A 21122-nucleotide genomic window follows, 5' to 3' on the forward strand; every position below is an offset into this window, starting at 1 on the left:
AGGCGGTGGGGAACCACCGCCTTTTCTGTAACCGTTTTTCGAAATTAGTTCGATGCAACAGCTACGCCGACCAGGACCAGCAGCAGCAGCGGCAGCAGGATGCCGCTGGAAGAGCCCTGAGCTTCTTCAACGATGACCGGCGGTTCAACAACCGGCTCAGCCAGGTTGCCAGCGGTTGCAGTCGAAGCAGCAGCGGTCAGCGCAGCAGCGATAACGAGTTTTTTCATGTTAACCTCCAGAATTTGCGCGGATCAAACATCTGAACCGCGCACCCAAGACTTACCTCGTATTTTTTTCTAACCAGCAAAAACGCGGGATTGCAATTGCTTGTTATAGTTAACAGCTTAGCGCCCAGCCGCGTGTCGTCAAATTAGCAACACCTGTGTGCCAACTTTTGCCAGGCTGAACAGTTCAGCGATATGTTCGTTGTAAAGACCGATGCACCCGTTGGAAGATTTGCGGCCGATCTTGCGCGTGTCGTGGGTTCCGTGGATGCGGTAATACTTCCACCCAAGGTACAGCGCATGAGTGCCCAGCGGATTGTCCGGGCCGGGCGGAATATATGCAGGCCACTCCGGATTGCGCTTGCGCATGTTCGGAGTAGGCGCCCAGCCGGGTCCTTCGACCTTGCGAACAACTTGGGTGCGGCCACGGCGGGTCAGATCATCTGACAGCGGCACCGAAGAGGGGAACAGCTTGTAGGTGTTCTGGTCATGCGACCAGTAATGCAAAGCCCGGCTGTCAATGTCGACCAGGATCGCCCCGTTGTGCAGATTATCGAAATACGGCCTCCAGGACTTGGCGCGGAAAGCTGAAATATTGCGCTGAACCGGCGGTTCCGGTTCCGGCGGCGGGCGCAGCGGATCGAAGGCCTGCTGCGTCACGTCACTGTCGTCCTGCGCCAATGCGGGAGAGGAAATCAGAGCGGCACTGCCGGCAAGAAACTGCCGCCGGCTGAAGGTTTCAAAGGGGTTTCTGGACATCACTCTTTCCAACTTGCGCATTCAGGATCCTAGATTGCGGCATTTTATGGCCGGAAAGCCGCAGTCGCAAATCAATCCGGGCGGGAGGCCTGCATATTTCTGCCGGTCCGTTTGCACCTCTGCCACAGGAAGGATAAATGCATCAGCAACTGATGGAGCGAGAGAGCATTATGAATCGCGTTTTTCTGCTGGTGGCTGCTGCACTTCTCACGGTGGCGGCTGCGTGTACGCCTTCAACCGAATCCGGCGGCTCCTACCGCATCAGGAATGCGGACAAGGTGCAGATCCGGATGCTCGACTCGGTCAATGCGCTGCGCCAGGCCTCCGGTGCGCAGGCCGTTCAGCTGAACGCGGAACTGAACGCAGCGGCTGCCACCCATTCCCGTGACATGTCGGTGCAAAACCGGCCTTGGCATTTCGGCTCCGACGGTTCTTCGCCGCTGGATCGGGTCGCCCGGGCGGGCTATGCCGGCACGCTGCTAGGGGAAAACATCTCCGAAACCTACGAGAACGAGCAGCAGACGCTGGCCGCCTGGCTTGAAAGGCCCGCAACCCGCGCTGTGATCCTCGATCCCAAGGCAGTGAACATGGGCTTCTCCTGGTTCCAGGAGCCGAACGGCAAGATCTGGTGGACGCTGGTGATGGCAAACTGAGCAGCGGCGCCGTGCGGCCGCACGGCTCTGTTCCCAAGCCCGGCAGAGAATGCACCGCTCTGCGATCAGACACAGCCGCGGCGGACCTATCCCTTACACCCGTTCCTTTTGATCAGGGCCGCAGCGCGATGGCAGTGCCATCCTGCACCATGGCATAGATCTCTTCTATTTCTTCGTTGGTTACAGCGATGCAACCGGCGGTCCAATCGTCAACCCGTGCTGCGCGCTTGCGCTCTTTGGGGTTGTTAGGCTGCCCGTGGATGAAAATCTCGCCGCCCGGCCGCTTTCCACTGGCCTGCGCATGGGCACGGTCCTGGCTGTTCGGATAAGAGATACCAATCGACAGGTGGTAACGGCTGTTGGGGTTACGGCGATCGACTACGTAAGTGCCTTCGGGTGTCTTGCCATCGCCTTCGAACTGCTTGGGCCCAAGCGGTGCAAAGCCGAGATCAACTTTGTACTCCCTCAGGATTTCGTCATCATGCATCAGGTACAGCTTCCGCGCACCCTTGTTGATCACAATCGACGTGACCTGCGGACCATCATACGCCCGGAATCTGCTCACCGATCCGCCTGTGGTGCTGCAACCCGCCAGCGCAAGGCTAGCGGCAGCACCGATGCCAAATGCCCTTCTGTTCATTGTCCCAGCCTGTATTTTGTTTTTGCCTCTATTCAGGCTTTAGCGCGAATTGGCTGTTAAGGAAATTCACAATTTCCTGTCTTGGGCCGCCTGATTGGACAGCTTCTGCTCGATGGCCTCCAGCCTGCTCAGAACCTCGTCCCGGTAAGCATCCGTGCGTTCGCCTTCTTCCTCGCCATGCGCATCCTGCATGGAATTGACGATCAGGCCGACCAGCAGGTTCACCACTGCAAAAGTAGTGACCATGATGAAGGGCACAAAGAAGGCCCAGGCATGCGGATGAACCTCCATCACGGGCCGAACGATCCCCATCGACCAGCTCTCAAGTGTCATGATCTGGAACAGCGAATAGGCACTGAGCCCGAGGTCGCCGAACCATTCGGGAAAGTCCTGGCCAAACAGCTTGGTGGCAATCACCGAGCCGATATAGAAAATGATCGCCATCAGCAGAAAAACCGACCCCATTCCGGGCAGCGCGGTGATGAACCCCTCGACCACCCGGCGCAGGCGCGGTGCAACCGAAATCACCCGCAGCACCCGCAGAATACGCAACGAGCGCAGCACCGACAGCCCCTGAGTGCCTGGCGCCAGAGCAATACCGACAATCACGAAATCAAACACATTCCAGCCGCTCATGAAGAACCGCAGACGCCGGACAAAGAGCTTGGCCAGGATTTCGACAACAAAAATCGACAGGCAGGTTTTGTCGATCAGGTGAATAAGCCCACCCACCTTCGCCATGACTGACGGCGCCGTCTCCAGCCCAAGGGTGACGGCATTGACAAGAATGACAGCGGTGATGAAGCGGCCAAATCGGCTGCTGTCCAGAATGGCTTCCAGGCGGCGGGTCGGTGTCATCACATAGGTATCCGTCATGTCAGTCTTTCAGGGTAAATCTTGCAGCCAGTTCGGTATGGGCCGACCATCGGAACTGGTCACCAACCTGAACCCAGTCAAGACTGTAGCCCGCTCCGGCAAGCACCTTTGCGTCGCGGGCAAAGCTGACCGGATTGCAGGACACATAGGCGATCACTGGTGTGCGCGCCTTGGCAAGCTGCGCGACCTGTGCCTCTGCTCCGGCCCGCGGCGGGTCGATCACCGCAGCCTCAAAGGCGGCGCCAAAGGGATTGAGGTCTTCCGGCAGCAGCGGATTGCGGAACAGGTCGCGGGCTTCGGTGGTGACTTTTTTCAAGCCCTTTGCCTTGCGCCAGCCGGCATCCAGGGCCTTCACCATATCCCGCTCGCCCTCCACCGCATGCACTTCCGCCATTTGCGCCAAGGGCAATGCAAATGTGCCGCAGCCGGCAAACAGGTCCACGATGCGCTTGGCGCCTTTGGTGGCCTCCAGAACGGCGGCAAGCAGTGCTGCCTCGCCTTCGCGGGTTGCCTGCAGAAAAGCCCCGGGCGGCGGGCAGACATGCGCCGCGCCAAAGGGCTGCACGGGCGGCTGCTCCATCGCGACGGGCTCATCCTCCCAGGTCAGCCGCGCAATCCTGTGTTTCTCGGCCAGCTGCGCCAGTTCTATCCGCAAAGGGCCATCCAGCGGTTTTCCGTTGCGGACGAGCATATCAAGGCCGGAATCCGAAGTGGTGACCGTTACTGCCAGCGGCGCTTTCCGGCTGGCACCCGCCAGGGCCAGCGCTTCGGCCACCGGAATGGCCGACAGAAGCTCTGGCTCCAACAGCTGGCAGTCCGGGATCTCGGTGATCACATCAGACGCCTGACCATGAAAACCGACCATCGCCCCTTTCTTGGTGCGCCGTACCGCCAGCGTCGCGCGGCGGCGGGAGCGAGGCGGCGAAGTCAGGATCGGGCGGAACTCCGTCTCCAGACCTTGCGCAGTCAGCGCATTGCGCACCACATCTGTCTTCCACTCTGCCACAAAAGCATCGCTGGCGTGCTGCAGCTGGCAGCCGCCGCAGGATTTATAGTGGCGGCAGGGCGGCTGCACCCTGTGTTCCGAGGGGGTCTGAATACGGATCTGGGTCAAACGGCTGCCCTCGGCAATACCGCTGACGATCTCACCCGGCAGGGTCCGCGGGGCAAACAGGGGGCCATCGGCCACGCCATCCCCCTGATGGCCCAGCCGGCTGATCGTTGCTGTGGTTCTGGCTGCGTCAGTCATGGCCGCTCATTACCCCGGCAAAACGGTCAGCAAAAGCAAAATGCGCCGGGAGCTTTATTCAGCTGCTGCCGTCCGCTCATCGTCGGTGCAGATGAAACCGCCCGACTGGCGGGCCCAGAAGGAAGCATAAAGGCCGCCCTTTGCCAGCAGCTGCGCATGGCTGCCGCTTTCGGCTATCCGGCCCTTTTCCATCACGATAATGCGGTCCATTTCGCTGAGCGTCGACAGGCGGTGCGCGATGGCCAGGACTGTCTTGCCTTCCATCACCCGGTGCAAAGCGGCCTGGATCGACGCCTCAACTTCCGAATCCAGGGCCGACGTCGCCTCATCCAGCACAAGGATCGGTGCGTCCTTGAGAATGGCGCGAGCCAAGGCAATCCGCTGCCGCTGCCCGCCGGACAGCTTCACCCCGCGTTCGCCAAGGTAGGCATCATACCCGGTGCGGCCCTGGCCGTCCTCCAGTTCGCTAATGAAGCCGTGCGCTTCGGCCTTCCTGGCCGCAGCTGTCAGTTCAGCCTCGGTTGCATCCGGCCGCCCGTACAGGATGTTCTCCCGCGCGGACCGGTTGAACATGGCGGTTTCCTGCGTGACCATGCCGATCTGGCTGCGCAGGGAGTTCTGGGTAACATCAGAGATCTCCTGCCCGTCAATCAGAATGCGCCCGTTTTCTTCGTCATAGAGCCTGAGCAAGAGCGAAACGAGTGTCGATTTTCCAGCCCCTGATGCGCCGACAATGCCCAGTTTCTCGCCCGGATTGATCCGCAGGCTTATCCCCTGCACCCCGCCCACATCGCGGCCATAGGCAAATTCCACCTGGTCAAACTCAATCTGGCCTTCAGTGACGCGAAGAGCCTTGGCGCCCGGCGCATCTTCGACCCTGTCGCGGACAGACAGGGTCTTCATGCCGTTTTCGATCTCGCCGACGTTGGAGTAGATCGCCATCAGCGTGAAGCTGACCCAGCCGGTCATCTGCGCAATGCGGATCGAGACGGCACCTGCAGCAACGATGTCGCCTTCTGTTGCTATGCCGGACTGCCACAGGAACAGCGTCGCACCAATCAGCAGCACCGGAAGAACGCCAGCCAGACACATGAGGCAAAACCGGAAGCTGGCGGAAAGATAGCCGAAACGCAGCGACCTCTCGCGAAACGCAACCATGGCGTCCTGGGCCGTGCGCTCCTCGTGGTCGGCATGTGCAAACAGCTTCACCGTCTTGATATTGGTGATCGAGTCGACAACCTGCCCAGTCACCATTGCCCGTGCACCCGCCCGCTTTCCGGACCGTTTGCGGATGCGCGGCAAGAACCAGCGGATCAGCGCGAAATAGGCCACCAGCCAGACCACGAACACACCAGTGACGCGCCAGTCAATAGAGCCTAACAAGGCCAAAGACCCAGCCAGAGAGGCCAGAGCAAAGGCAACCACGTTGATCATCTCAGTCGTGACCGACGTGACTGCCGTCGCCGTTTGCATCTGTTTCTGAGCAATACGGCCCGCAAAATCATCGTCAAAGAACCGCACCGACTGCCCCAGCGTCCAACGGTTCAGCCGCGACAGCACCAGCGGGTTCACATTAGGCTGCACGATGATCGCATTGGACGCCGCCGACAGGCCAAACAGCACCGGGCGCACAAACAGGAAGAAGCCCAGCGCCAGCGCAATGACAGCCGTATTGCCAGCAGAGAAAAACTGCTCCGGCCCGCTGGCAATTGCCGTGTCGATCACCATGCCCAGGATAAAGGCCGTGCCCGCCTCCATCCCGCCAGCCAGCGCAGAAAACGCCGCTGCCAGCAGCAGCATCGGCCAGGCGCCTTCCAGGCACCAGCGCAGGAATGCCCCCAGCTTTTGCGGCGGCGGCCCCTCAGCCGGGCGGAAGGCGTCGATCAGATTGCCTATGTTCATTCTGCTGCCTCGATGTTCAGGAAGCCTCCGGACTGGCGCGCCCAGAGCTGTGCATACAGCCCCTGCGCCTGCAATAGCGCCTCATGCGAGCCTTCTTCTACTATACGGCCCTGATCCATCACCAGGATACGGTCCATTTGCGCGATGGTGGACAGCCGGTGTGCAATTGCGATCACCGTCTTGCCCTGCATCATGCCATAAAGGGTTTCCTGAATTGCCGCTTCCACTTCGGAATCCAACGCTGACGTCGCTTCGTCCAGCACCAGGATCGGCGCATCTTTCAGGATCACACGCGCCAAAGTCACCCGCTGGCGCTGCCCGCCGGACAGTTTCACCCCGCGCTCCCCCACATGGGCGTCATACCCCGCGCGGCCCTGCGGATCCTCAAGGTCCAGAATGAACTCATGCGCCTGCGCCTGCTTGGCGGCAGCAATCATTTGCTCCTCGGTTGCATCCGGACGGCCGTACAGAAGGTTGTCCCGTACCGAGCGGTGCATCAACGCGCTGTCCTGCTGCACCATGCCGATGCGGCTGCGCAAGCTATCCTGAGTGACACAACGGATATCCTGGCCGTCGATGAGGATCTGACCGCGCTCGGCGTCATAGAACCGCAAGAGCAGTTTTACCAAGGTCGATTTTCCGGCACCTGAGCGCCCGATCAGCCCGATCTTCTCACCGGGCTGGATGGTGAGGCTGATCTTGTCCAGCCCGCCAGCCTCGCGCCCGTAGTGGTGCGAGAGATTGAGCAGTTCGATTTCTCCCTTTTTCAGCTGCAGCGGTTCCGCATTGGCCGCATCCACCAGATCAATCGGCTGCGCGATGGTTTCCATCCCTTCGGCCACAACGCCCAACTGGCGGAAGAAGGAGGTCAGCGCCCACATGATCCATCCCGTCATCGCGTTCAGACGCAAGGTCAGTGCTGTTGCCGCGGCGACCAGCCCGACCGAAGCGGAGCCCTGCATCCACAGCATCACTGCCCAGCCCACCACGCCGACAATCAGCAACCCGTTCAGCGTGACCAGCGTGGCGTCCATGATAGTAAAGATCCGCATCTCTGTCTGAAACGTCTTGCGGGTGTTCTCGATCGCATCCCGCGCATAGGTCAGTTCCCAGTCGTGATGGGCAAACATTTTGACTGAGTGAATGTTCGAATAGCTGTCGACAACACGCCCCGTCACGGTGGAACGCGCATCGGAAGACGCCTGGCTGGCAGGGCCAACCCGTTTGACGGTCCACATCACAAGCATCGTATAAAGCGCAAACCACACCGCCAGCGGCAGCATCAGCCGCACGTCCGCGACCCACAGCAGAACCGCCGCCCCGGCCAGATAGGCCAGCGAAAAAGTGATGGCATCAAAGACCTGAAAGATTACCTCCCCCGCGGCAGGCGGGGTTTGCATGATCCGGTTGGCAATCCTGCCGGCAAAGTCGTTCTCGAACCAGCCCACTGACTGGCGCAGCACGTGCTTGTGCGCCCGCCAGCGGATCAATGTGCCGTAGTTCGGCAGGATGGCGTTGTTCAGCAGAACCACATCCAGGAACTGGATCAGCGGCCGCAATAACAGGATGAACAGGGCAACCAGGATCAGCTCTGTGCCGTGATTTTCCCAAACTTGCGCCGGCGTCCCGGCCATCAGGTCCACAACCCGGCCCATGTAATAGATCAGCCCCACCTCGATCGCGGCGACAATCACCGACATCAGCGCGGTCAGCACAAAGATCTTTTTGAATGGCTTGGAGTAGTCGCGCAGGAACGGCCACAGACGCGTCGGCGGCGTGTTGGTTTCCGGATAGGCGCAATAAGGGTCAATTAGGTTTTCAAAAAAGCGAAACATGCGGGTGCTCCAGAAGTTCGAGCAAATCGGAATACAGATGAAGACAGCGGGCCGCCCAAGGCTCCCACGTCACACGGGGCAAGGTCTCAGGCGTTAGAGAAACCAGATCCCGTAATACATCAGCATTCCTCCGTCATGTGGTGGCTGCCTTATGGGTACGCAAGATTTGCCGTTTTGTCACCCCCCAAGGTTGTGACGCTGCTGACATCCCTTGTCAGCGCAAGGAGTCCAGCAGTTCCCCGCGGCTAAGGCTGAAACCCGACGCAATCCAGTCGGCTTCCATTTTTTTCAACGCCGCGCCCAGCTCCGGCCCCTTCAAATCCGGCAAAAGATCCCGCGCTTTCACCGGGAGCTTGGCATTGGCGCCCAGCTCAATATCAGTCTCTAAACTTAGAGAAAGCGGCTGTTCCAGCAGGGCAGCGCGCAGCAGAAGCGCATCCAGCGCTTTCTCCGCACCCAACCGGTACCCCAGCTCCCCTGCCCCCGCAGTACCAGCGGCCGCTTCCCGGATTGCTTCCAGATGAGAGGCCTGGGCCTTGCTCAGCCGCAGCGCCTTCTGCAGATCCTCCCCGCCCAGCGCGGCAAGACGGCGGATGCCGGAGGCCACCCGGCCTGTCTCCAGGTGAATCAGCGGCGCAAGGGAACGGTCATCGGCCCCAGGCAGAATCTGTCCCAGGACGCCAGCCTGCCGCATTGCTGCAACCGAGGGTGCCGGATCGGGTGCTGCGAGCAGTTTCAACAGCTCCGCCCCCACGCGCTCTTTGGACAGCGAAACCAGCCCGTCCAGGTTGGCTGCAATCGCTGCCAGCGCATCCGCGTCGAAACCCTCTGCGTGATCGCCGTACCAGGCATGAAAGCGGAAATATCGCAAACTGCGCAGGTAATCTTCGCGGATCCGGTTTTCCGCAGTGCCGATAAAGCGCACCCGGCGCCGGGTGAGGTCCGCCAGACCGCCCAGCGGGTCGACGACTTCGCCATCCGGGCGGGCATAGATCGCATTCATTGTGAAATCGCGGCGGCGGGCATCCTCGGCGATATCGGTGGAATATGCCACCACGGCCCGGCGGCCATCGGTCGCTACATCCTTGCGGAAGGTGGTGATCTCATGCGGGATGCCGTTTTTGACGAGGGTCACGGTGCCGTGGTCGATCCCGGTCGGCACCGCCTTGATACCGGCACGGGCAGCCAGCTCCATCACCTGCTCCGGCCGCGCATCGGTGGCGATGTCCATATCTGAGACCGGTTCACCCAGCAGTGAATTGCGCACGCAGCCGCCGACAAACAGCACCTGCGCCCCATCCGCAGTGACAGCCTCGCACACCGCCTGAGTCGCCCGGTCCTTCAACCAAGGCTGATCTATCCGCATTTTTGCTCCATCCGTGCCGCAAGCCCGCGCAGCATACGCGCGGTGGCGCCCCAGATATAGTAGGGGCCATAGGGCACGGTATAATAGCGGCGCCGGGTGCCGCGCCAGCGGCGGGATTCGATGATGTAGTTCTCAAGACCCAGAACATGGTCCAGAGGCACGGAAAACACTTCCGCCACCTCACCGGCTTCCGGCCGCGCGGCAAAGTTTTCCTGGATCAGCGCAACAACCGGGGTCACTGCAAACCCGGTTACCGTTTCATGCTCCGGCAGGCAGCCGATGATCCTGGGCATATCCGGCGGCAGGCCGATCTCCTCCCAGGCTTCCCGCAGCGCTGCGGCACAAGCATCCTTGTCACCCGCATCCACCTTGCCGCCAGGAAAGGCGATCTGCCCCGGATGGTGCTTCAGCGCCGAAGAGCGCTTGGTCAGAATCAGCCGCGGCGCGCCAGAAGCAATGGAAACCGGGACCAGCACCCCGGCAGGGCGCAGCTTGCGCCCCTCCGGCAGCACGGTGCCAGGATTGAGATCAAAATCGGACGAGCCGCTGCCCTGGCGGTTCAGGGCGGCGGCAATCCGGTCCGTCAGATCCAGGTCAGGTTCACTCACTGGGCGGGTTTTCCGCATCAAATCCGACGCTCGACGGATCCAGGTCGTAATGCGCTCCGCAGAACTGGCAATCGGCAGTCACCCGGCCGTCGTCGGTAGTCATCTTCTCGATGTCCTTGGCCGAATAGATCGACAGGCTTTGCCGCACGCGGTCCTCTGAACAGGTACAGCCAAACCGCACCGGCTGGGTGTCGTAGACCCGCGGTTGTTCCTCGTGAAACAACCGGATCAGCAGATCCGTGGGTGTGACCGACGGGCCGATCAGTTCCAGCTCCTCCACCGTGCTCAGCAGCGTGGTGGCCCGATTCCAGTTCTCTTCCTCGTCCCCGGACATCAGGTCGCTGGCCTGCAGGACATCCCCCGTCCCTTCACTCTGCGCCGCAAAGGGGGAGGCTTTCGGCATGCTTTGCAGCATTACGCCACCCGCGCGCCAATGCTCCGCCACACCCGGTTCCGCCGACTTGCCGAAGCTCAGCTTGAACATGGTCGGCAGTTGTTCGGACTGCGCGAAATAGGCCTCTGCACACGCGCTCAGCGATTCGCCGGACAGCGGTGTGATCCCTTGGTAGGGCTGGGTGCCGTTGCCCTGGTCAATCAGAATGGCAAAATAGCCTTCGCCCACTTGGTCAAAGGGGTTGCTGTCTGTCAGACGGTCGCGGTCAAAACTGGCATAGGCGCGGATCTGGCCGATCTCACCTTCCTTTTGCGGCGCGTAGTAGTCGGTTGCAATCATCCGCACCGCACCCTTGGACTGCACCTGCAGCGACAGTTTCCAGCGCAGCGCCACCGTCTGGCCGATCAGCGCCGTCAGCAGAGCCATCTCCGCAACCAGCGCCTCAACCACGGGCGGGTAGTCATGCTGTTTCAGGATGCCGTCCAGAACGCCGTCCAGCCGCGCAACGCGGCCGCGCATATCCGATGCATCAAGCTGGAAGGGCAGGACGGTGTCGTCCCACGCGATTTTCGAACCAAGGGTCATGGGGTTTCCTTACGCGCCGGGTGTTGGCATACCGGGGCTATATAGGAGAAACGACAGCAGAGTGAAGGGGCCGGCCCGTGATCAGACGATTTGGCAACACGCCTCAGAAAGGCCAGCACTACCGGGTTCGTCCCGGAGCCTATGCGCTGCTGCCCCGCTACGGCAAGCTTTTGATCACCTGCCAGTATGATCCTCATCCCGATTTGCAGCTGCCCGGCGGCGGCATCGATCCGGGCGAGTCGCCAATCCCTGCGCTGCACCGCGAGGTCTATGAGGAAACCGGCTGGAGAATATCCACCCCGCGCAAGCTGGGAGTGTTCCGGCGGTTTGCCTATATGCCGGAATACGATCTTTGGGCTGAAAAGCTGTGCCACATCTACGTGGCCCGCCCGCTGCGCCGGATCGGCCCGCCTGCCGAAGAAGGGCATGAGGCGCTGTGGATCGACCCACAGATTGCTGCGCACCGGCTGGGCAATGCCGGCGACCGCCATTTCGCGGCGCAGCTCGCAGCGCGCATGTAGCAGCTCCAGTCAAACATTGCCGCAGACGCAAAAAGCCCGGCTGCAGCCAGGACACAATCAGGCAGAAGCGAATATCTGGATTACGGTCCTTGGTACTCAAACAAGGTGGCGGAGACGTCATCCTCCAGCCCGTGTTCCTTGCTCATCACCTGGGTGAGATGCCAGTAAAGGTCATCAAGGAATTCTTTACCGCTCTGCTCCGGACCGCATTTTCCAACCAGCTCCAGAAGGCCTTCGGGCTCCAGCATGGACCCATCCTCCAGCCTCGCTTCGGTGAAACCGTCCGAAAACAGCAGCAAACGGTCGCCATGCTCCATCACGAACTCTTCCTGACTGTAGCCGATGTCAGGAACCAGCCCAACCGGCACGCCGCCTTTGCCGATGAACTCCAAGTCACCGTTTTTGCGCAGCAGCAGCGGGTGCGGGTGGCCGGCCTGCACCATCTTGACGACACCGCTGCGCAGGTCGGCAATGCAGTAAGCCATGGTGAAATACTCTTCGATCCCGGTATCCGCGATCAGCCGCGCATTCAGCAGGCTGGCGACCTCTTCGGGCTGGCGCAGGGCATAGAAGCGGTTGAACCGCTTTTCCATCCCGACGTTCTGGTCGAAATAACTCGAAGAAAGATACCCGCCCAGCCGCGCCGTCATCATTGCAGAGGTGATGCCATGGCCGGACACATCAATCGAATAGAAGCCGATTCGGTTCACTCCCGGCGAAAACATCCCCACCAGATCGCCGCCAATATGGCCGCAGGGTTTCAGCAGCAGACTGACCGTGGAAGAGCCGAAGCTTTTGGACAGTTCCGGAACCAGCGATTCTTGGATCTTGCGTGCCTGGATCAGGTCCTTGTCGATCGCATCATAGACCCGTTGCAGTTCCCCCAGAGTTTCCGACACGATACGGTTTTTCTCTGACAGCTCCCGCTGCATCCGCAAGATACGTTCGCCGGCGGAGATCCTCGCTCGCAGCTCATCCGAGCTTACAGGCTTTGTCAAAAAATCGTCGGCCCCGGCATCAAGCCCCTCGGCGACTTCGTTTTTTTCGCTCTTGGAGGTAAGCAGAATGAAATAGGCATAGTCGTCACTGGGCCGGGCGCGGAAAGCGCGGCAGAACTCCAGCCCGTTCATGCCCGGCATCATCCAATCACTGAGAATCAGGTCGGGCGGATCCTGCTGGCAGATTTCCATAGCTGCCTCGCCGCTCTCAGCCTCGACGACCTCAAAGCCCCACTTCTTGAGGGATGCGACCAGGATGCGTCGTTGGAGGCGGCTGTCGTCCACAACCAGCACACGGCGTATTGATCCAGCCACTGCGTGGTCCTCGTTGTCCATCGAACTTTCTGGCAGCACCGAAGGCACCTCACAAATGGCAAAATCAGAAGATCTTGTGATACTATCGGTCCAGAGATTTAACAGGCGGTGAAGCCTAAAATTTGAGCTTCCTTCTTTATTTCACTATATTTTTACTGCAATCAACTTAAGAAAAGCGCACAGCGGAAGATCGTAAGGACGTATCACATGATTGACTGGCCACGCGTGACGGAGCTGCGCGAAGAAGTGGGTGCCGAGGACTTTGAGGAAGTAGTTGAAATCTTTCTGGAAGAGGTCGAAGAGGTCATTGGCAAACTGGAAGGCGGCGACCGCGGACAGCTGGAACAGGACCTGCACTTCCTGAAAGGCAGCGCTCTCAACCTCGGGTTTGACGAATTCTCTTCCATGTGCCTGGCAGGGGAACAAAAGTCGGCGCAAGGCGAGGCAGGCAGTGTCGACCTCTCGGCTATCATTGCCAACTTTCAAGCATCCAAGTCGGCGTTTCTGAGCGGCCTGTCCGAGAAATTCTGACGCTGGAAATCAGCGTCAGATCACGAACTGCGCCAGTGTCTCGTCCCGGGTGATGTCCGTATAGGTCATGCCTGCCGCATCCAGACGCGCAAACAGCTGTTCAAAGTTTTCCGGCCGCTTGGTTTCGATACCGATTAAAACCGAGCCGAAGTTCCGGGCCGACTTCTTCATATACTCAAAGCGGGCGATGTCATCCTCAGGACCGAGGATGCCCAGGAATTCCTTCAGCGCTCCGGGCCGCTGCGGCAGGCGCAAAATGAAGTATTTCTTCACCCCGGAATAGCGCTGCGCCCGTTCCTTTACCTCAGGCAGCCGCTCGAAATCGAAGTTTCCGCCTGAGGTGACGCAGACAACTGTCTTGCCGCGAATCCAGGAACGCACATCCTGCAGCGCCTCAACGGACAGCGCACCAGCCGGCTCCAAAACAATGCCCTCGACGTTCAGCATCTCGATGATGGTGGCGCAGATGCGGTCTTCGGAGATTGCCAGCACATCCGGCAGCGGCACGTCCTTCAGAATATCAAACGGCAGATCGCCGATCCGCCCCACCGCAGCGCCATCGACGAAGGTATCCACCGTGTCCAGCGGCACCGGTTTGCCCGCCGTCAGCGCCGCCCGCAGGCAGGCGCCGCCGTCCGGCTCCACAAACAGGCTGTGGACGTCTTCGCCAAACCAGGAGGAAACGCCCGCCGACATGCCGCCGCCGCCGACCGGCAGCAGCACATGATCGGGTGCCTTGCCCAGCTGCTCCTCAATCTCCACCGCGATGGAAGCCTGGCCTTCGATCACATCGGCATCATCGAACGGCGACAGGAAATGGCCGCCCTCCTGCGCGCACCAATCCTGCGCGGCAGCCAGGCAGACGTCGAAATAGTCGCCGACCAGATGGATTTCGATATTGTCGCCGCCGAACATCCGGGTCTTCTGGATTTTCTGCTGCGGCGTGGTGACCGGCATGAAGATCACCCCGCGCTTCCCCATATGGCGGCACATGAAAGCCACGCCCTGCGCGTGATTACCGGCTGATGCACAGACAAACAGTTCCTGATCCGGCTGCTTGCGCATCGCGTTCATCGCGCCGCGGATCTTGTAGGAGCGGACCGGGCTCAGGTCCTCCCGCTTGAGGTAGATGTCGGCGCCGAAACGTTCGGACAGATGCACGTTTCGCTGCAGCGGCGTTGCCGGGAACACGTCGCGCATCGCCTGCTCAGCGGCGCGGGCCTGGGTCTTGAAATCACTCATGTATCCTTCAGTGGCGCAAGCCCGCCTCCAAGGCAAGAGGCGGGCTTGAAAGCATACATAAGAATACCGGCCGTCAGACCGGTCGTCCCTCAACGTAATGACCGTAAAGGGTGGTCAGAATGCTGATGTTCAGCAGCGCCAGAGCAGCAGACACCAGGATTGAAACACCAGCGGCCAAAGATGGTGACACAGCTAGGGATTCGGCAATGAACTGTGCTGCATATTGCGCCGCAACCAAAATGGCAGCCAAACCCAATAGGTCACCAAAAGCGTTCCCGGTGAAGTTCCAAGCGTCGCGCAGGCCCATATCCGCACCTAGGGCTGCCGCAGGGAGAATGACAGAAAGCCTCAAAACGAGGTAGGTGACGAAAATTGCAATCGGCAGGTTGATCAATTGCAGTGCAGCCGGACCTGCCCCGCTGAGAATGGTTGTCACCAGGAGAACGAACAGCATGACAGGGATCATCATGCAGATAAGAACAAGCGCGATCTGCACAGAGCGGCCGAAATAGGCCATGATCCGGCTGCCTTGCATGTGCGGCATCCAGCCCTGCGGCATTTCCTCGAGCAGGACGAAGCGATGCCAGGCAACGACACTCCACATACCGATCAAGAGCGAAAGAACTACGACCAGAAAAAACGGGCCGCCGAGACCCGAGTCTTCCGGCAGCGGAGTTACCACGCCCCATTGCAAGAATTCCCACAAGCCCGTCGTTTTCAGAAACGTTGCAGACAGTGCCACGATCAGAAGCGTGGGGATCAAAAACACCCTCAGCATGTCGCTGAAATTCCGTGTCAGCATTCCAACTGAATGGCTGAACAGCGCCCAAGGTTTCATGAAAATCCGCTCCAGTTTGAAAATCTTGTTTGGCGCGGACCTTAGTTGCCACGCAGTCTGTGCGAAACCCCGGAAAACCTTGCCCTTGCGGCCAAAACCCGCTACGCCGCAGGCGTTCTGACCTGAGAGGGAATTCCATGTCCGCGCCCAAGAAAGTTGTGCTCGCCTATTCCGGCGGCCTCGACACCTCGATCATCCTGAAATGGCTGCAGACCGAATACGGCTGCGAAGTTGTCACCTTCACCGCCGATCTCGGCCAGGGTGAGGAACTGGAGCCCGCCCGCAAGAAAGCGGAAATGCTGGGCATCAAGCCGGAAAACATCTTCATCGAAGATGTGCGCGAGGAATTTGTCCGCGACTTCGTGTTCCCGATGTTCCGCGCCAATGCGGTTTACGAGGGCCTCTACCTGCTGGGCACCTCGATCGCCCGCCCGCTGATCTCCAAGCGGTTGGTTGAGATTGCAGAGGCCACCGGTGCCGACGCGGTTGCGCACGGCGCCACCGGCAAGGGCAACGACCAGGTCCGCTTCGAACTGGCAGCCTATGCGCTGAACCCCGAAATCAAGGTGATCGCGCCCTGGCGTGAATGGAACCTGTCCTCTCGCACCAAGCTGCTGGAATTTGCCGAGGCGCACCAGATCCCGATCGCCAAGGACAAGCGCGGCGAGGCTCCCTTCTCGGTCGATGCCAACCTGCTGCACACCTCCTCCGAGGGCAAGGTGCTGGAGGACCCGGCGGAAATGGCGCCCGATTACGTCTACCAGCGCACCGTCCACCCCGAAGAGGCGCCGGACACCCCGGAGTTCATCGAGATCACCTTTGAAAAGGGTGATCCGGTTGCCATCAATGGCGAGGCGATGAGCCCGGCAACCATTCTGACCGAACTGAACGAGTACGGCCGCAAGCACGGCATCGGCCGCCTCGACCTGGTCGAAGGCCGTTTTGTCGGCATGAAGTCCCGCGGCATCTATGAGACCCCGGGTGGCACCATCATGCTGGAAGCCCACCGCGGCATCGAGTCCATCACCATGGACCGCGGCGCAATGCACCTTAAGGACCAGTTGATGCCGCAGTACGCAGAGCTGATCTACAACGGTTTCTGGTACAGCCCCGAGCGTGAAATGCTGCAGGCGGCTATCGACAAGAGCCAGGAGTTCGTGTCCGGCACCGTGCGCGTGAAGCTGTACAAGGGTCTGGCTTCCACCGTTGGCCGCTGGTCGGACAATTCGCTCTACTCCGAAGCACATGTGACTTTCGAAGAAGACGCCGGCGCCTACGACCAGAAGGACGCCGCAGGCTTTATCCAGCTGAATGCCCTGCGTCTCAAACTGCTGGCTGCCCGCGAACGCCGGATCAAGAAGTGAGTGACCAAGACGGCATAGACGGCGAATTCGAGGACGATTTCGCGGAAGAGCTGGACATGTTCGTCGAAGCTCAGGACACCGTCTGGACGGCTGTCCTGAGCGAACTCTCTGCAGGAAAAAAGACGAGCCACTGGATGTGGTTTGTCTTTCCCCAGCTGGCTGAGCTTGGCCGGTCCCATATGGCGCAGCTTTACGGGATCGAAGACCTGACCGAAGCCACAGCCTATTTGAACCACGAGATACTGCGCGCCCGACTGGTCGAGGTCAGCCTGCTGATGCTGTCTCATCAGGGCGCGGATGCCGCACAGATCCTTGGCGGCATCGACGCCAAGAAACTGCGCTCCTCGATGACGTTGTTTGCCGCCGTCCCTGGCGCACCGGTGGAATTCCAGCAGGTTCTGGATGCCTTTTACGGCGGCCAGCCTTGCCCGCTGACCAAGACCGCACTTGCCGCGGCGTAATCCTTCCGCCTCTCCCGCGGTCAATCTTGCCCGGTTTTATCCCTCTGCCTAACCCTTTCGTATAGCGAGGGAGGACGAGATGGCATTGGACGATATTGCGGCTGGAATCCGGGACGGTCTGGCCGGGAAGAGTTTCGACGGGTCGCTGAAATTCGATTGCGGAACGGATGGTGTGATTGTCCTGTCGGAAGGAAGCGCCTGCACAGACGACCGCGAAACGGATTGCACGCTGCGGCTGTCGGCTGAAAACCTGAAAAAGCTGCTGACCGGAAACCTCAATCCGATGACCGCCGTCATGATGGGAAAGATCAAGATTTCCGGCGACATGGGCGTTGCGATGAAACTGAGCAAGCTGATCAGCTGATCCATTTCGAGCGGCAAGTTTCCTGGGCTGAGCGCCACAAGGGCGAGGGGAAGCACTCCTCAGCCCGTCAGATTTTGGCCGCCTTCATTTGCTCGTAATAGGGCATCGCTGCCTGCAAGACCGGCTGCAAATCCTCCGGCACGTCCGGCAAGGGGCCTTCAGGGCCGGCGAATCCGGTGGAAGTCCAGACAGCGCCATACCAATGGGCAGCCCAGACCCCGTCGTCCTTGTGGCCGCCCTTCGGCCAATTCAGCATCTTCGGCGAATACGGCATTCCAATCATCTCGCACAGCTGCTCCAGCTTGGCGGCTGGATCCTCGCGGATGTCATGGCTGTCCACCACTACCGGCCCCTGACCCCAGCTGCGCACCAGATCAAACAGCTCCGCCTGCTGGCGGAAGCCGATGTCCTCCAGCACCGGGTTCTCCCGTTTCGCTGCATAAGACGCGATCACCCGCGCCGGATGGCGGATCAGAAAGACGTTGGTGACATCCCGCATCCATTCCCGCGGAACCCCTTGGATCATGTGCTGGGTCATGTGTTTCTGGTAATAGAACGGCTTGGCCGCCGGCACCGGCCCCAACAGCGCCTGCGCCACGGTCTCAGGATCCTGCGGCTGGCTTTCCAGGATTTCCGCGCGCATCGGATGGTCGAGGCCCGTCATCGCCAGATAGGCCGCGTAAAACGGCTCATCCACAACGGCGCAATCGCCGCGGTTGCCAAAGGCATACATCATTGCCGTCGACAGGTTCCGCGGCCCGGACCACATGGCAATCCGCATCAGGCGCACTCCTTCTCGATCAGCGCCTTGTAGAGACCGCGGATGCGCTCTGTCATCGCGCCCATCTGCCCGTCGCCGATCTGCCGGCCATCAATACTGCCCACAGGGGTTTGGGCGCCGAAGGTTCCGGTGAGAAAGGCTTCATCCGCACCGTAGGTGTCCACCAAAGAGTAGTTCCTCTCATAGACCGGGATGCCGTTGCCGCGGCAAAGATCAATCACTTTCTGCCGGGTGATGCCGTTCATGCAGTAGTCCCCGGTGGAGGTCCAAACCTCTCCCTTGCGCACGATGAAGAAGTTGCAGGCGTTGGTGGTGTTCACAAAACCATTCACATCCAGCATCAGCGCCTCATCCGCACCGGCCTTCTCTGCTGCGATGCAGGCGAGGATGCAATTCAGCTTGGAATGGGAGTTGAGCTTGGGATCCTGCGTCATTGGCAGACCGCGGAGATGCGGCACTGTCGCCAGCTTGATCGGGCGCGGCAGATTGGGGCGGGAATGCTCCATGATAATGGTCATCGTCGGCCCCTGGCGCGACAGTGAAGGATGCTGGAACGGCCGGGTTTTCACGCCGCGCGTCACCATCAGCCGGGCATGGGCATCGGTCGTCATCCCATTGGCTGATTGTGTCTCTAACAAGGCCTTTCTGACACCATCGCGGTCAAGGCCAATATCCAGATCAATGGCCTTGGCCGCCTCGAACAGCCGGTCCAGATGCTCATCCATGAAAGCCCAGCGGCCATTGTAAAGCCGCAGCCCTTCCCACACGCCGTCGCCCAGCATGAAACCGCTGTCATAAACGCTGATTTTGGCCTCGGCCTTGGGCACAATTTCACCGTTCAGATAAATCAGTATCTCTTCGTTGCGCTGATCTTCTTCGGCCTGGTGGGTGCTCATCTTGTCGGTCATGGAATCCTCCTTGGCCGGCACGTTAGTAATACTGGATCCGGAATCCAAACGATAACGTGCTGTCACCAGTCCGTGAAATCCTGACTTGCCGGGTTGAGCCGAGACGCGGCAGCCGGCAGGCTGGCGGCAAGGCAAGATGGAGTCGGGAATGCAAATTCTGGAGAAATTGAAGCCGCTGGTTTTAACCGGTTTGATTGCCGTCTGGTTTTCTGCACACGGCAATCCGCTGCACGCGCAATCCACCGAAGTTCTGACCGTTGCCGGTGGCTGTTTCTGGTGCGTGGAGAGCGATTTCGAAAGCGTCCCGGGCGTAGTTGAAGCCGTATCGGGCTACACGGGTGGCACCACGGCAAACCCCACTTACAAGGACGTCACCCGCGGCGGCACCGGCCATTATGAGGCAGTTCAGATCGTCTTTGATCCTGCGAAAGTCTCTCGCGAGCGCCTTCTGGAGCTGTTCTTCCGCTCAGTTGACCCCACCGATCCCGGCGGCCAGTTCTGTGACCGTGGCGACAGCTACCGCACTGCGGTTTTTGTCTCTAACAGCCAAGAAAGGGCCCTAGCCGAACAAACGAAGGCGCAGGCGCAGCAAGATTTGGGGCAGAAGATCGTAACCCCAATACTTCCAGCCAAGACTTTCTATCAGGCCGAAGACTATCACCAGGATTATTACAAGGGCGACAGCCTAGTGTTCACCCGGTTCGGACCCAAGCGGCAGGCGGCAGCATACAAGCGCTACCGCCAGGCCTGCGGGCGCGACGCGAAGGTCGCGCAGCTTTGGGGCGACGCGGCTCCTTTTGCCAAAGGGCATTGAGCCTAGGCCGTCCGGTTTTAGAACCGGGCGGCTTGCACTTCCTTCAAGGTAGGAATGACATCAGCCGTGCCCCGTCGCGTGACCATAAGCGCCCCTGCCCGGCTGGCCTGCGCCATTGCTTCGGCAACCGTAAGGCCGAGATCCAAGCCAGACAGGACGTAACCAGTGAAGGTATCGCCTGCACCGGTTGTATCGACCGGCGTGACCGGCAAGGCGGGCACATCACTGACCACGCCCGTTTCCCCGTCGATATGCCGCGCGCCCTTGGCTCCCAGGGTGATGATCACATCCTTGACGCCCAGGCTGCCCGGCTCTTTTCCTGTGGCCTGCTGAAGCTGCTGGGCTTCGACCTCATTGAGGATCAGAAAATCCAGGCACGGAAGAACTGCCTGCACCGCTTCTGCGTCAAACGGTGCGGCTGCGTAGCAGACGCGCAACCCCATCTTCTGCCCCAGCTGCGCCGCCTCTGCCTGCATGCTGGTTTCATTCTGCATGACCAGAATATCACCGGCGCCCGCCCGGGACAGAGCCTGTTCCACCTGTTCCCGGCTCAGCGTCCTGTTAGCCCCAGGAAACAGAATGATCTGGTTTTCTCCCTCAGGTTCCACCGCGATGATGGCATGCCCGGTTGGAGTGTCCGCCTGGACGATGTGGCTGATGCCAACCCCATACTCCTCAAGACGCTTCACCGCCCAATCGCCGTCAGGCCCCACAGCACCGATATGGTGCACGTCGCTGCCTGCGCGGGTGGCGGCGACGGACATGTTGGCGCCCTTGCCGCCAAGAAAGCGGTCAAGGTTGAGGGCGGCAAGGGTTTCCCCCGCCGCCGGCAGATGCGGCAAGGTATAGACCATATCCGCATTGATAGAGCCGAGGTTCCAGATCGCCATGACA

23 protein-coding genes are annotated in these 21122 nt (G+C 60.1%); 7 read left to right on the plus strand and 16 right to left on the minus strand.

From position 1 onward, the window contains the following. Nucleotides 1-44: 44 nt before the first annotated feature. Nucleotides 45-227, minus strand: a complete 183-nt coding sequence (locus LHL23_RS14820) for a hypothetical protein (RefSeq protein ID WP_222476908.1) — start codon at nucleotides 225-227, stop codon at nucleotides 45-47. Between the two features lie 138 nt (nucleotides 228-365). Continuing rightward, nucleotides 366-983, minus strand: a complete 618-nt coding sequence (locus LHL23_RS14825) for a L,D-transpeptidase (RefSeq protein WP_226430454.1) — start codon at nucleotides 981-983, stop codon at nucleotides 366-368. A gap of 170 nt (nucleotides 984-1153) precedes the next feature. Between LHL23_RS14825 and LHL23_RS14830 the strand changes: the two genes are divergently transcribed. Beyond that, nucleotides 1154-1636 (plus strand): CAP domain-containing protein, encoded by a 483-nt coding sequence (locus tag LHL23_RS14830; protein ID WP_226430455.1) that lies wholly within the window; start codon nucleotides 1154-1156, stop codon nucleotides 1634-1636. A 112-nt stretch (nucleotides 1637-1748) separates the two neighbouring features. Here the strand turns inward: LHL23_RS14830 and LHL23_RS14835 are convergent, their stop codons facing one another. The 8 genes from LHL23_RS14835 to hslO all read right to left on the minus strand — a co-directional run bounded on the left by LHL23_RS14835 (nucleotide 1749) and on the right by hslO (nucleotide 11091). Next, nucleotides 1749-2276, minus strand: a complete 528-nt coding sequence (locus LHL23_RS14835; RefSeq protein ID WP_226430456.1) for a L,D-transpeptidase family protein — start codon at nucleotides 2274-2276, stop codon at nucleotides 1749-1751. 66 nt (nucleotides 2277-2342) lie between these two features. Further along, nucleotides 2343-3152, minus strand: a complete 810-nt coding sequence (locus LHL23_RS14840) for an ion transporter (RefSeq protein ID WP_222476905.1) — start codon at nucleotides 3150-3152, stop codon at nucleotides 2343-2345. A 1-nt stretch (nucleotide 3153) separates the two neighbouring features. After that, the gene (locus tag LHL23_RS14845; protein WP_226430457.1) at nucleotides 3154-4401 is read right to left on the minus strand and encodes a class I SAM-dependent RNA methyltransferase; all 1248 of its coding nucleotides are present in this window, start codon (nucleotides 4399-4401) and stop codon (nucleotides 3154-3156) included. A 54-nt stretch (nucleotides 4402-4455) separates the two neighbouring features. Then, nucleotides 4456-6303 (minus strand): ABC transporter ATP-binding protein, encoded by a 1848-nt coding sequence (locus tag LHL23_RS14850; RefSeq protein WP_226430458.1) that lies wholly within the window; start codon nucleotides 6301-6303, stop codon nucleotides 4456-4458. After that, nucleotides 6300-8138 carry an ABC transporter ATP-binding protein gene (locus LHL23_RS14855; protein WP_226430459.1) on the minus strand — a complete coding sequence of 613 codons (1839 nt, stop codon included), beginning with the start codon at nucleotides 8136-8138 and terminating at the stop codon, nucleotides 6300-6302. Before LHL23_RS14855 ends, LHL23_RS14850 begins: the two co-directional genes overlap by 4 nt. 214 nt (nucleotides 8139-8352) lie before the next feature. Continuing rightward, complete coding sequence (locus LHL23_RS14860) at nucleotides 8353-9504, minus strand: CCA tRNA nucleotidyltransferase (RefSeq protein ID WP_226430460.1); 1152 nt, start codon at nucleotides 9502-9504, stop codon at nucleotides 8353-8355. Continuing rightward, the gene (locus LHL23_RS14865) at nucleotides 9495-10130 is read right to left on the minus strand and encodes a CoA pyrophosphatase (RefSeq protein WP_413229478.1); all 636 of its coding nucleotides are present in this window, start codon (nucleotides 10128-10130) and stop codon (nucleotides 9495-9497) included. Before LHL23_RS14865 ends, LHL23_RS14860 begins: the two co-directional genes overlap by 10 nt. Continuing rightward, complete coding sequence (gene hslO / locus LHL23_RS14870) at nucleotides 10105-11091, minus strand: Hsp33 family molecular chaperone HslO (protein ID WP_226430462.1); 987 nt, start codon at nucleotides 11089-11091, stop codon at nucleotides 10105-10107. The genes LHL23_RS14865 and hslO overlap by 26 nt, the downstream gene beginning before the upstream one ends. A 77-nt stretch (nucleotides 11092-11168) precedes the next feature. On the opposite strand from hslO, the gene LHL23_RS14875 reads away from it, so the two are divergent. Beyond that, the gene (locus tag LHL23_RS14875) at nucleotides 11169-11612 is read left to right on the plus strand and encodes an NUDIX hydrolase (RefSeq protein WP_226430463.1); all 444 of its coding nucleotides are present in this window, start codon (nucleotides 11169-11171) and stop codon (nucleotides 11610-11612) included. Nucleotides 11613-11692: 80 nt separating this feature from the next. Here the strand turns inward: LHL23_RS14875 and LHL23_RS14880 are convergent, their stop codons facing one another. Then, complete coding sequence (locus tag LHL23_RS14880; protein WP_222477543.1) at nucleotides 11693-12946, minus strand: PP2C family protein-serine/threonine phosphatase; 1254 nt, start codon at nucleotides 12944-12946, stop codon at nucleotides 11693-11695. Nucleotides 12947-13132: 186 nt separating this feature from the next. Here LHL23_RS14880 and LHL23_RS14885 point away from each other — a divergent pair, with 186 nt between their 5' ends. After that, a complete protein-coding gene (locus LHL23_RS14885; protein WP_226430464.1) occupies nucleotides 13133-13456 on the plus strand; it encodes an Hpt domain-containing protein in 324 nt (107 codons plus the stop codon). Between the two features lie 15 nt (nucleotides 13457-13471). Here the strand turns inward: LHL23_RS14885 and ilvA are convergent, their stop codons facing one another. After that, nucleotides 13472-14698, minus strand: coding sequence for a threonine ammonia-lyase IlvA (ilvA, locus tag LHL23_RS14890; RefSeq protein WP_226430465.1), 1227 nt, complete (start codon nucleotides 14696-14698; stop codon nucleotides 13472-13474). A gap of 73 nt (nucleotides 14699-14771) precedes the next feature. Beyond that, nucleotides 14772-15536 carry a hypothetical protein gene (locus LHL23_RS14895; RefSeq protein ID WP_226430466.1) on the minus strand — a complete coding sequence of 255 codons (765 nt, stop codon included), beginning with the start codon at nucleotides 15534-15536 and terminating at the stop codon, nucleotides 14772-14774. A gap of 137 nt (nucleotides 15537-15673) precedes the next feature. On the opposite strand from LHL23_RS14895, the gene LHL23_RS14900 reads away from it, so the two are divergent. The 3 genes from LHL23_RS14900 to LHL23_RS14910 all read left to right on the plus strand — a co-directional run bounded on the left by LHL23_RS14900 (nucleotide 15674) and on the right by LHL23_RS14910 (nucleotide 17725). Further along, nucleotides 15674-16900 carry an argininosuccinate synthase gene (locus LHL23_RS14900; RefSeq protein ID WP_226430467.1) on the plus strand — a complete coding sequence of 409 codons (1227 nt, stop codon included), beginning with the start codon at nucleotides 15674-15676 and terminating at the stop codon, nucleotides 16898-16900. Continuing rightward, nucleotides 16897-17361, plus strand: a complete 465-nt coding sequence (locus LHL23_RS14905) for a DUF1810 domain-containing protein (RefSeq protein ID WP_226430468.1) — start codon at nucleotides 16897-16899, stop codon at nucleotides 17359-17361. The genes LHL23_RS14900 and LHL23_RS14905 overlap by 4 nt, the downstream gene beginning before the upstream one ends. 79 nt (nucleotides 17362-17440) lie before the next feature. Continuing rightward, nucleotides 17441-17725, plus strand: coding sequence for an SCP2 sterol-binding domain-containing protein (locus LHL23_RS14910; protein ID WP_226430469.1), 285 nt, complete (start codon nucleotides 17441-17443; stop codon nucleotides 17723-17725). Between the two features lie 67 nt (nucleotides 17726-17792). Here LHL23_RS14910 and LHL23_RS14915 read toward each other — a convergent pair whose 3' ends face one another. Together LHL23_RS14915 and LHL23_RS14920 are read right to left on the minus strand one after the other, a co-directional pair. Continuing rightward, nucleotides 17793-18506 carry an HAD family hydrolase gene (locus LHL23_RS14915; RefSeq protein WP_226430470.1) on the minus strand — a complete coding sequence of 238 codons (714 nt, stop codon included), beginning with the start codon at nucleotides 18504-18506 and terminating at the stop codon, nucleotides 17793-17795. Continuing rightward, the gene (locus LHL23_RS14920) at nucleotides 18506-19414 is read right to left on the minus strand and encodes a D-amino acid aminotransferase (protein ID WP_226430471.1); all 909 of its coding nucleotides are present in this window, start codon (nucleotides 19412-19414) and stop codon (nucleotides 18506-18508) included. The genes LHL23_RS14915 and LHL23_RS14920 overlap by 1 nt, the downstream gene beginning before the upstream one ends. A gap of 148 nt (nucleotides 19415-19562) precedes the next feature. Between LHL23_RS14920 and msrA the strand changes: the two genes are divergently transcribed. Further along, the gene (gene msrA / locus LHL23_RS14925) at nucleotides 19563-20228 is read left to right on the plus strand and encodes a peptide-methionine (S)-S-oxide reductase MsrA (protein ID WP_226430472.1); all 666 of its coding nucleotides are present in this window, start codon (nucleotides 19563-19565) and stop codon (nucleotides 20226-20228) included. Nucleotides 20229-20245: 17 nt separating this feature from the next. On the opposite strand, the gene LHL23_RS14930 is transcribed toward msrA, so the two are convergent. After that, nucleotides 20246-21118 carry a ribokinase gene (locus tag LHL23_RS14930; protein ID WP_226430473.1) on the minus strand — a complete coding sequence of 291 codons (873 nt, stop codon included), beginning with the start codon at nucleotides 21116-21118 and terminating at the stop codon, nucleotides 20246-20248. Nucleotides 21119-21122 lie beyond the last annotated feature (4 nt).

Origin of the sequence: Leisingera sp. McT4-56 (assembly GCF_020514995.1) — a bacterium.
GTDB lineage: Bacteria > Pseudomonadota > Alphaproteobacteria > Rhodobacterales > Rhodobacteraceae > Leisingera > Leisingera aquaemixtae_A.

Excerpts from the sequence above, each read along its gene's own strand:
- LHL23_RS14820 (WP_222476908.1), bottom strand. The coding sequence starts at position 227 with ATGAAAAAACTCGTTATCGCTGCTGCGCTGACCGCTGCTGCTTCGACT.
- LHL23_RS14825 (WP_226430454.1), bottom strand. The coding sequence starts at position 983 with ATGTCCAGAAACCCCTTTGAAACCTTCAGCCGGCGGCAGTTTCTTGCC.
- LHL23_RS14830 (WP_226430455.1), top strand. The coding sequence starts at position 1,154 with ATGAATCGCGTTTTTCTGCTGGTGGCTGCTGCACTTCTCACGGTGGCG.
- LHL23_RS14835 (WP_226430456.1), bottom strand. The coding sequence starts at position 2,276 with ATGAACAGAAGGGCATTTGGCATCGGTGCTGCCGCTAGCCTTGCGCTG.
- LHL23_RS14840 (WP_222476905.1), bottom strand. The coding sequence starts at position 3,152 with ATGACGGATACCTATGTGATGACACCGACCCGCCGCCTGGAAGCCATT.
- LHL23_RS14845 (WP_226430457.1), bottom strand. The coding sequence starts at position 4,401 with ATGACTGACGCAGCCAGAACCACAGCAACGATCAGCCGGCTGGGCCAT.
- LHL23_RS14850 (WP_226430458.1), bottom strand. The coding sequence starts at position 6,303 with ATGAACATAGGCAATCTGATCGACGCCTTCCGCCCGGCTGAGGGGCCG.
- LHL23_RS14855 (WP_226430459.1), bottom strand. The coding sequence starts at position 8,138 with ATGTTTCGCTTTTTTGAAAACCTAATTGACCCTTATTGCGCCTATCCG.
- LHL23_RS14860 (WP_226430460.1), bottom strand. The coding sequence starts at position 9,504 with ATGCGGATAGATCAGCCTTGGTTGAAGGACCGGGCGACTCAGGCGGTG.
- LHL23_RS14865 (WP_413229478.1), bottom strand. The coding sequence starts at position 10,130 with ATGCGGAAAACCCGCCCAGTGAGTGAACCTGACCTGGATCTGACGGAC.
- hslO (WP_226430462.1), bottom strand. The coding sequence starts at position 11,091 with ATGACCCTTGGTTCGAAAATCGCGTGGGACGACACCGTCCTGCCCTTC.
- LHL23_RS14880 (WP_222477543.1), bottom strand. The coding sequence starts at position 12,946 with ATGGACAACGAGGACCACGCAGTGGCTGGATCAATACGCCGTGTGCTG.
- LHL23_RS14885 (WP_226430464.1), top strand. The coding sequence starts at position 13,133 with ATGATTGACTGGCCACGCGTGACGGAGCTGCGCGAAGAAGTGGGTGCC.
- ilvA (WP_226430465.1), bottom strand. The coding sequence starts at position 14,698 with ATGAGTGATTTCAAGACCCAGGCCCGCGCCGCTGAGCAGGCGATGCGC.
- LHL23_RS14895 (WP_226430466.1), bottom strand. The coding sequence starts at position 15,536 with ATGAAACCTTGGGCGCTGTTCAGCCATTCAGTTGGAATGCTGACACGG.
- LHL23_RS14900 (WP_226430467.1), top strand. The coding sequence starts at position 15,674 with ATGTCCGCGCCCAAGAAAGTTGTGCTCGCCTATTCCGGCGGCCTCGAC.
- LHL23_RS14910 (WP_226430469.1), top strand. The coding sequence starts at position 17,441 with ATGGCATTGGACGATATTGCGGCTGGAATCCGGGACGGTCTGGCCGGG.
- LHL23_RS14915 (WP_226430470.1), bottom strand. The coding sequence starts at position 18,506 with ATGCGGATTGCCATGTGGTCCGGGCCGCGGAACCTGTCGACGGCAATG.
- LHL23_RS14920 (WP_226430471.1), bottom strand. The coding sequence starts at position 19,414 with ATGACCGACAAGATGAGCACCCACCAGGCCGAAGAAGATCAGCGCAAC.
- msrA (WP_226430472.1), top strand. The coding sequence starts at position 19,563 with ATGCAAATTCTGGAGAAATTGAAGCCGCTGGTTTTAACCGGTTTGATT.
- LHL23_RS14930 (WP_226430473.1), bottom strand. The coding sequence starts at position 21,118 with ATGGCGATCTGGAACCTCGGCTCTATCAATGCGGATATGGTCTATACC.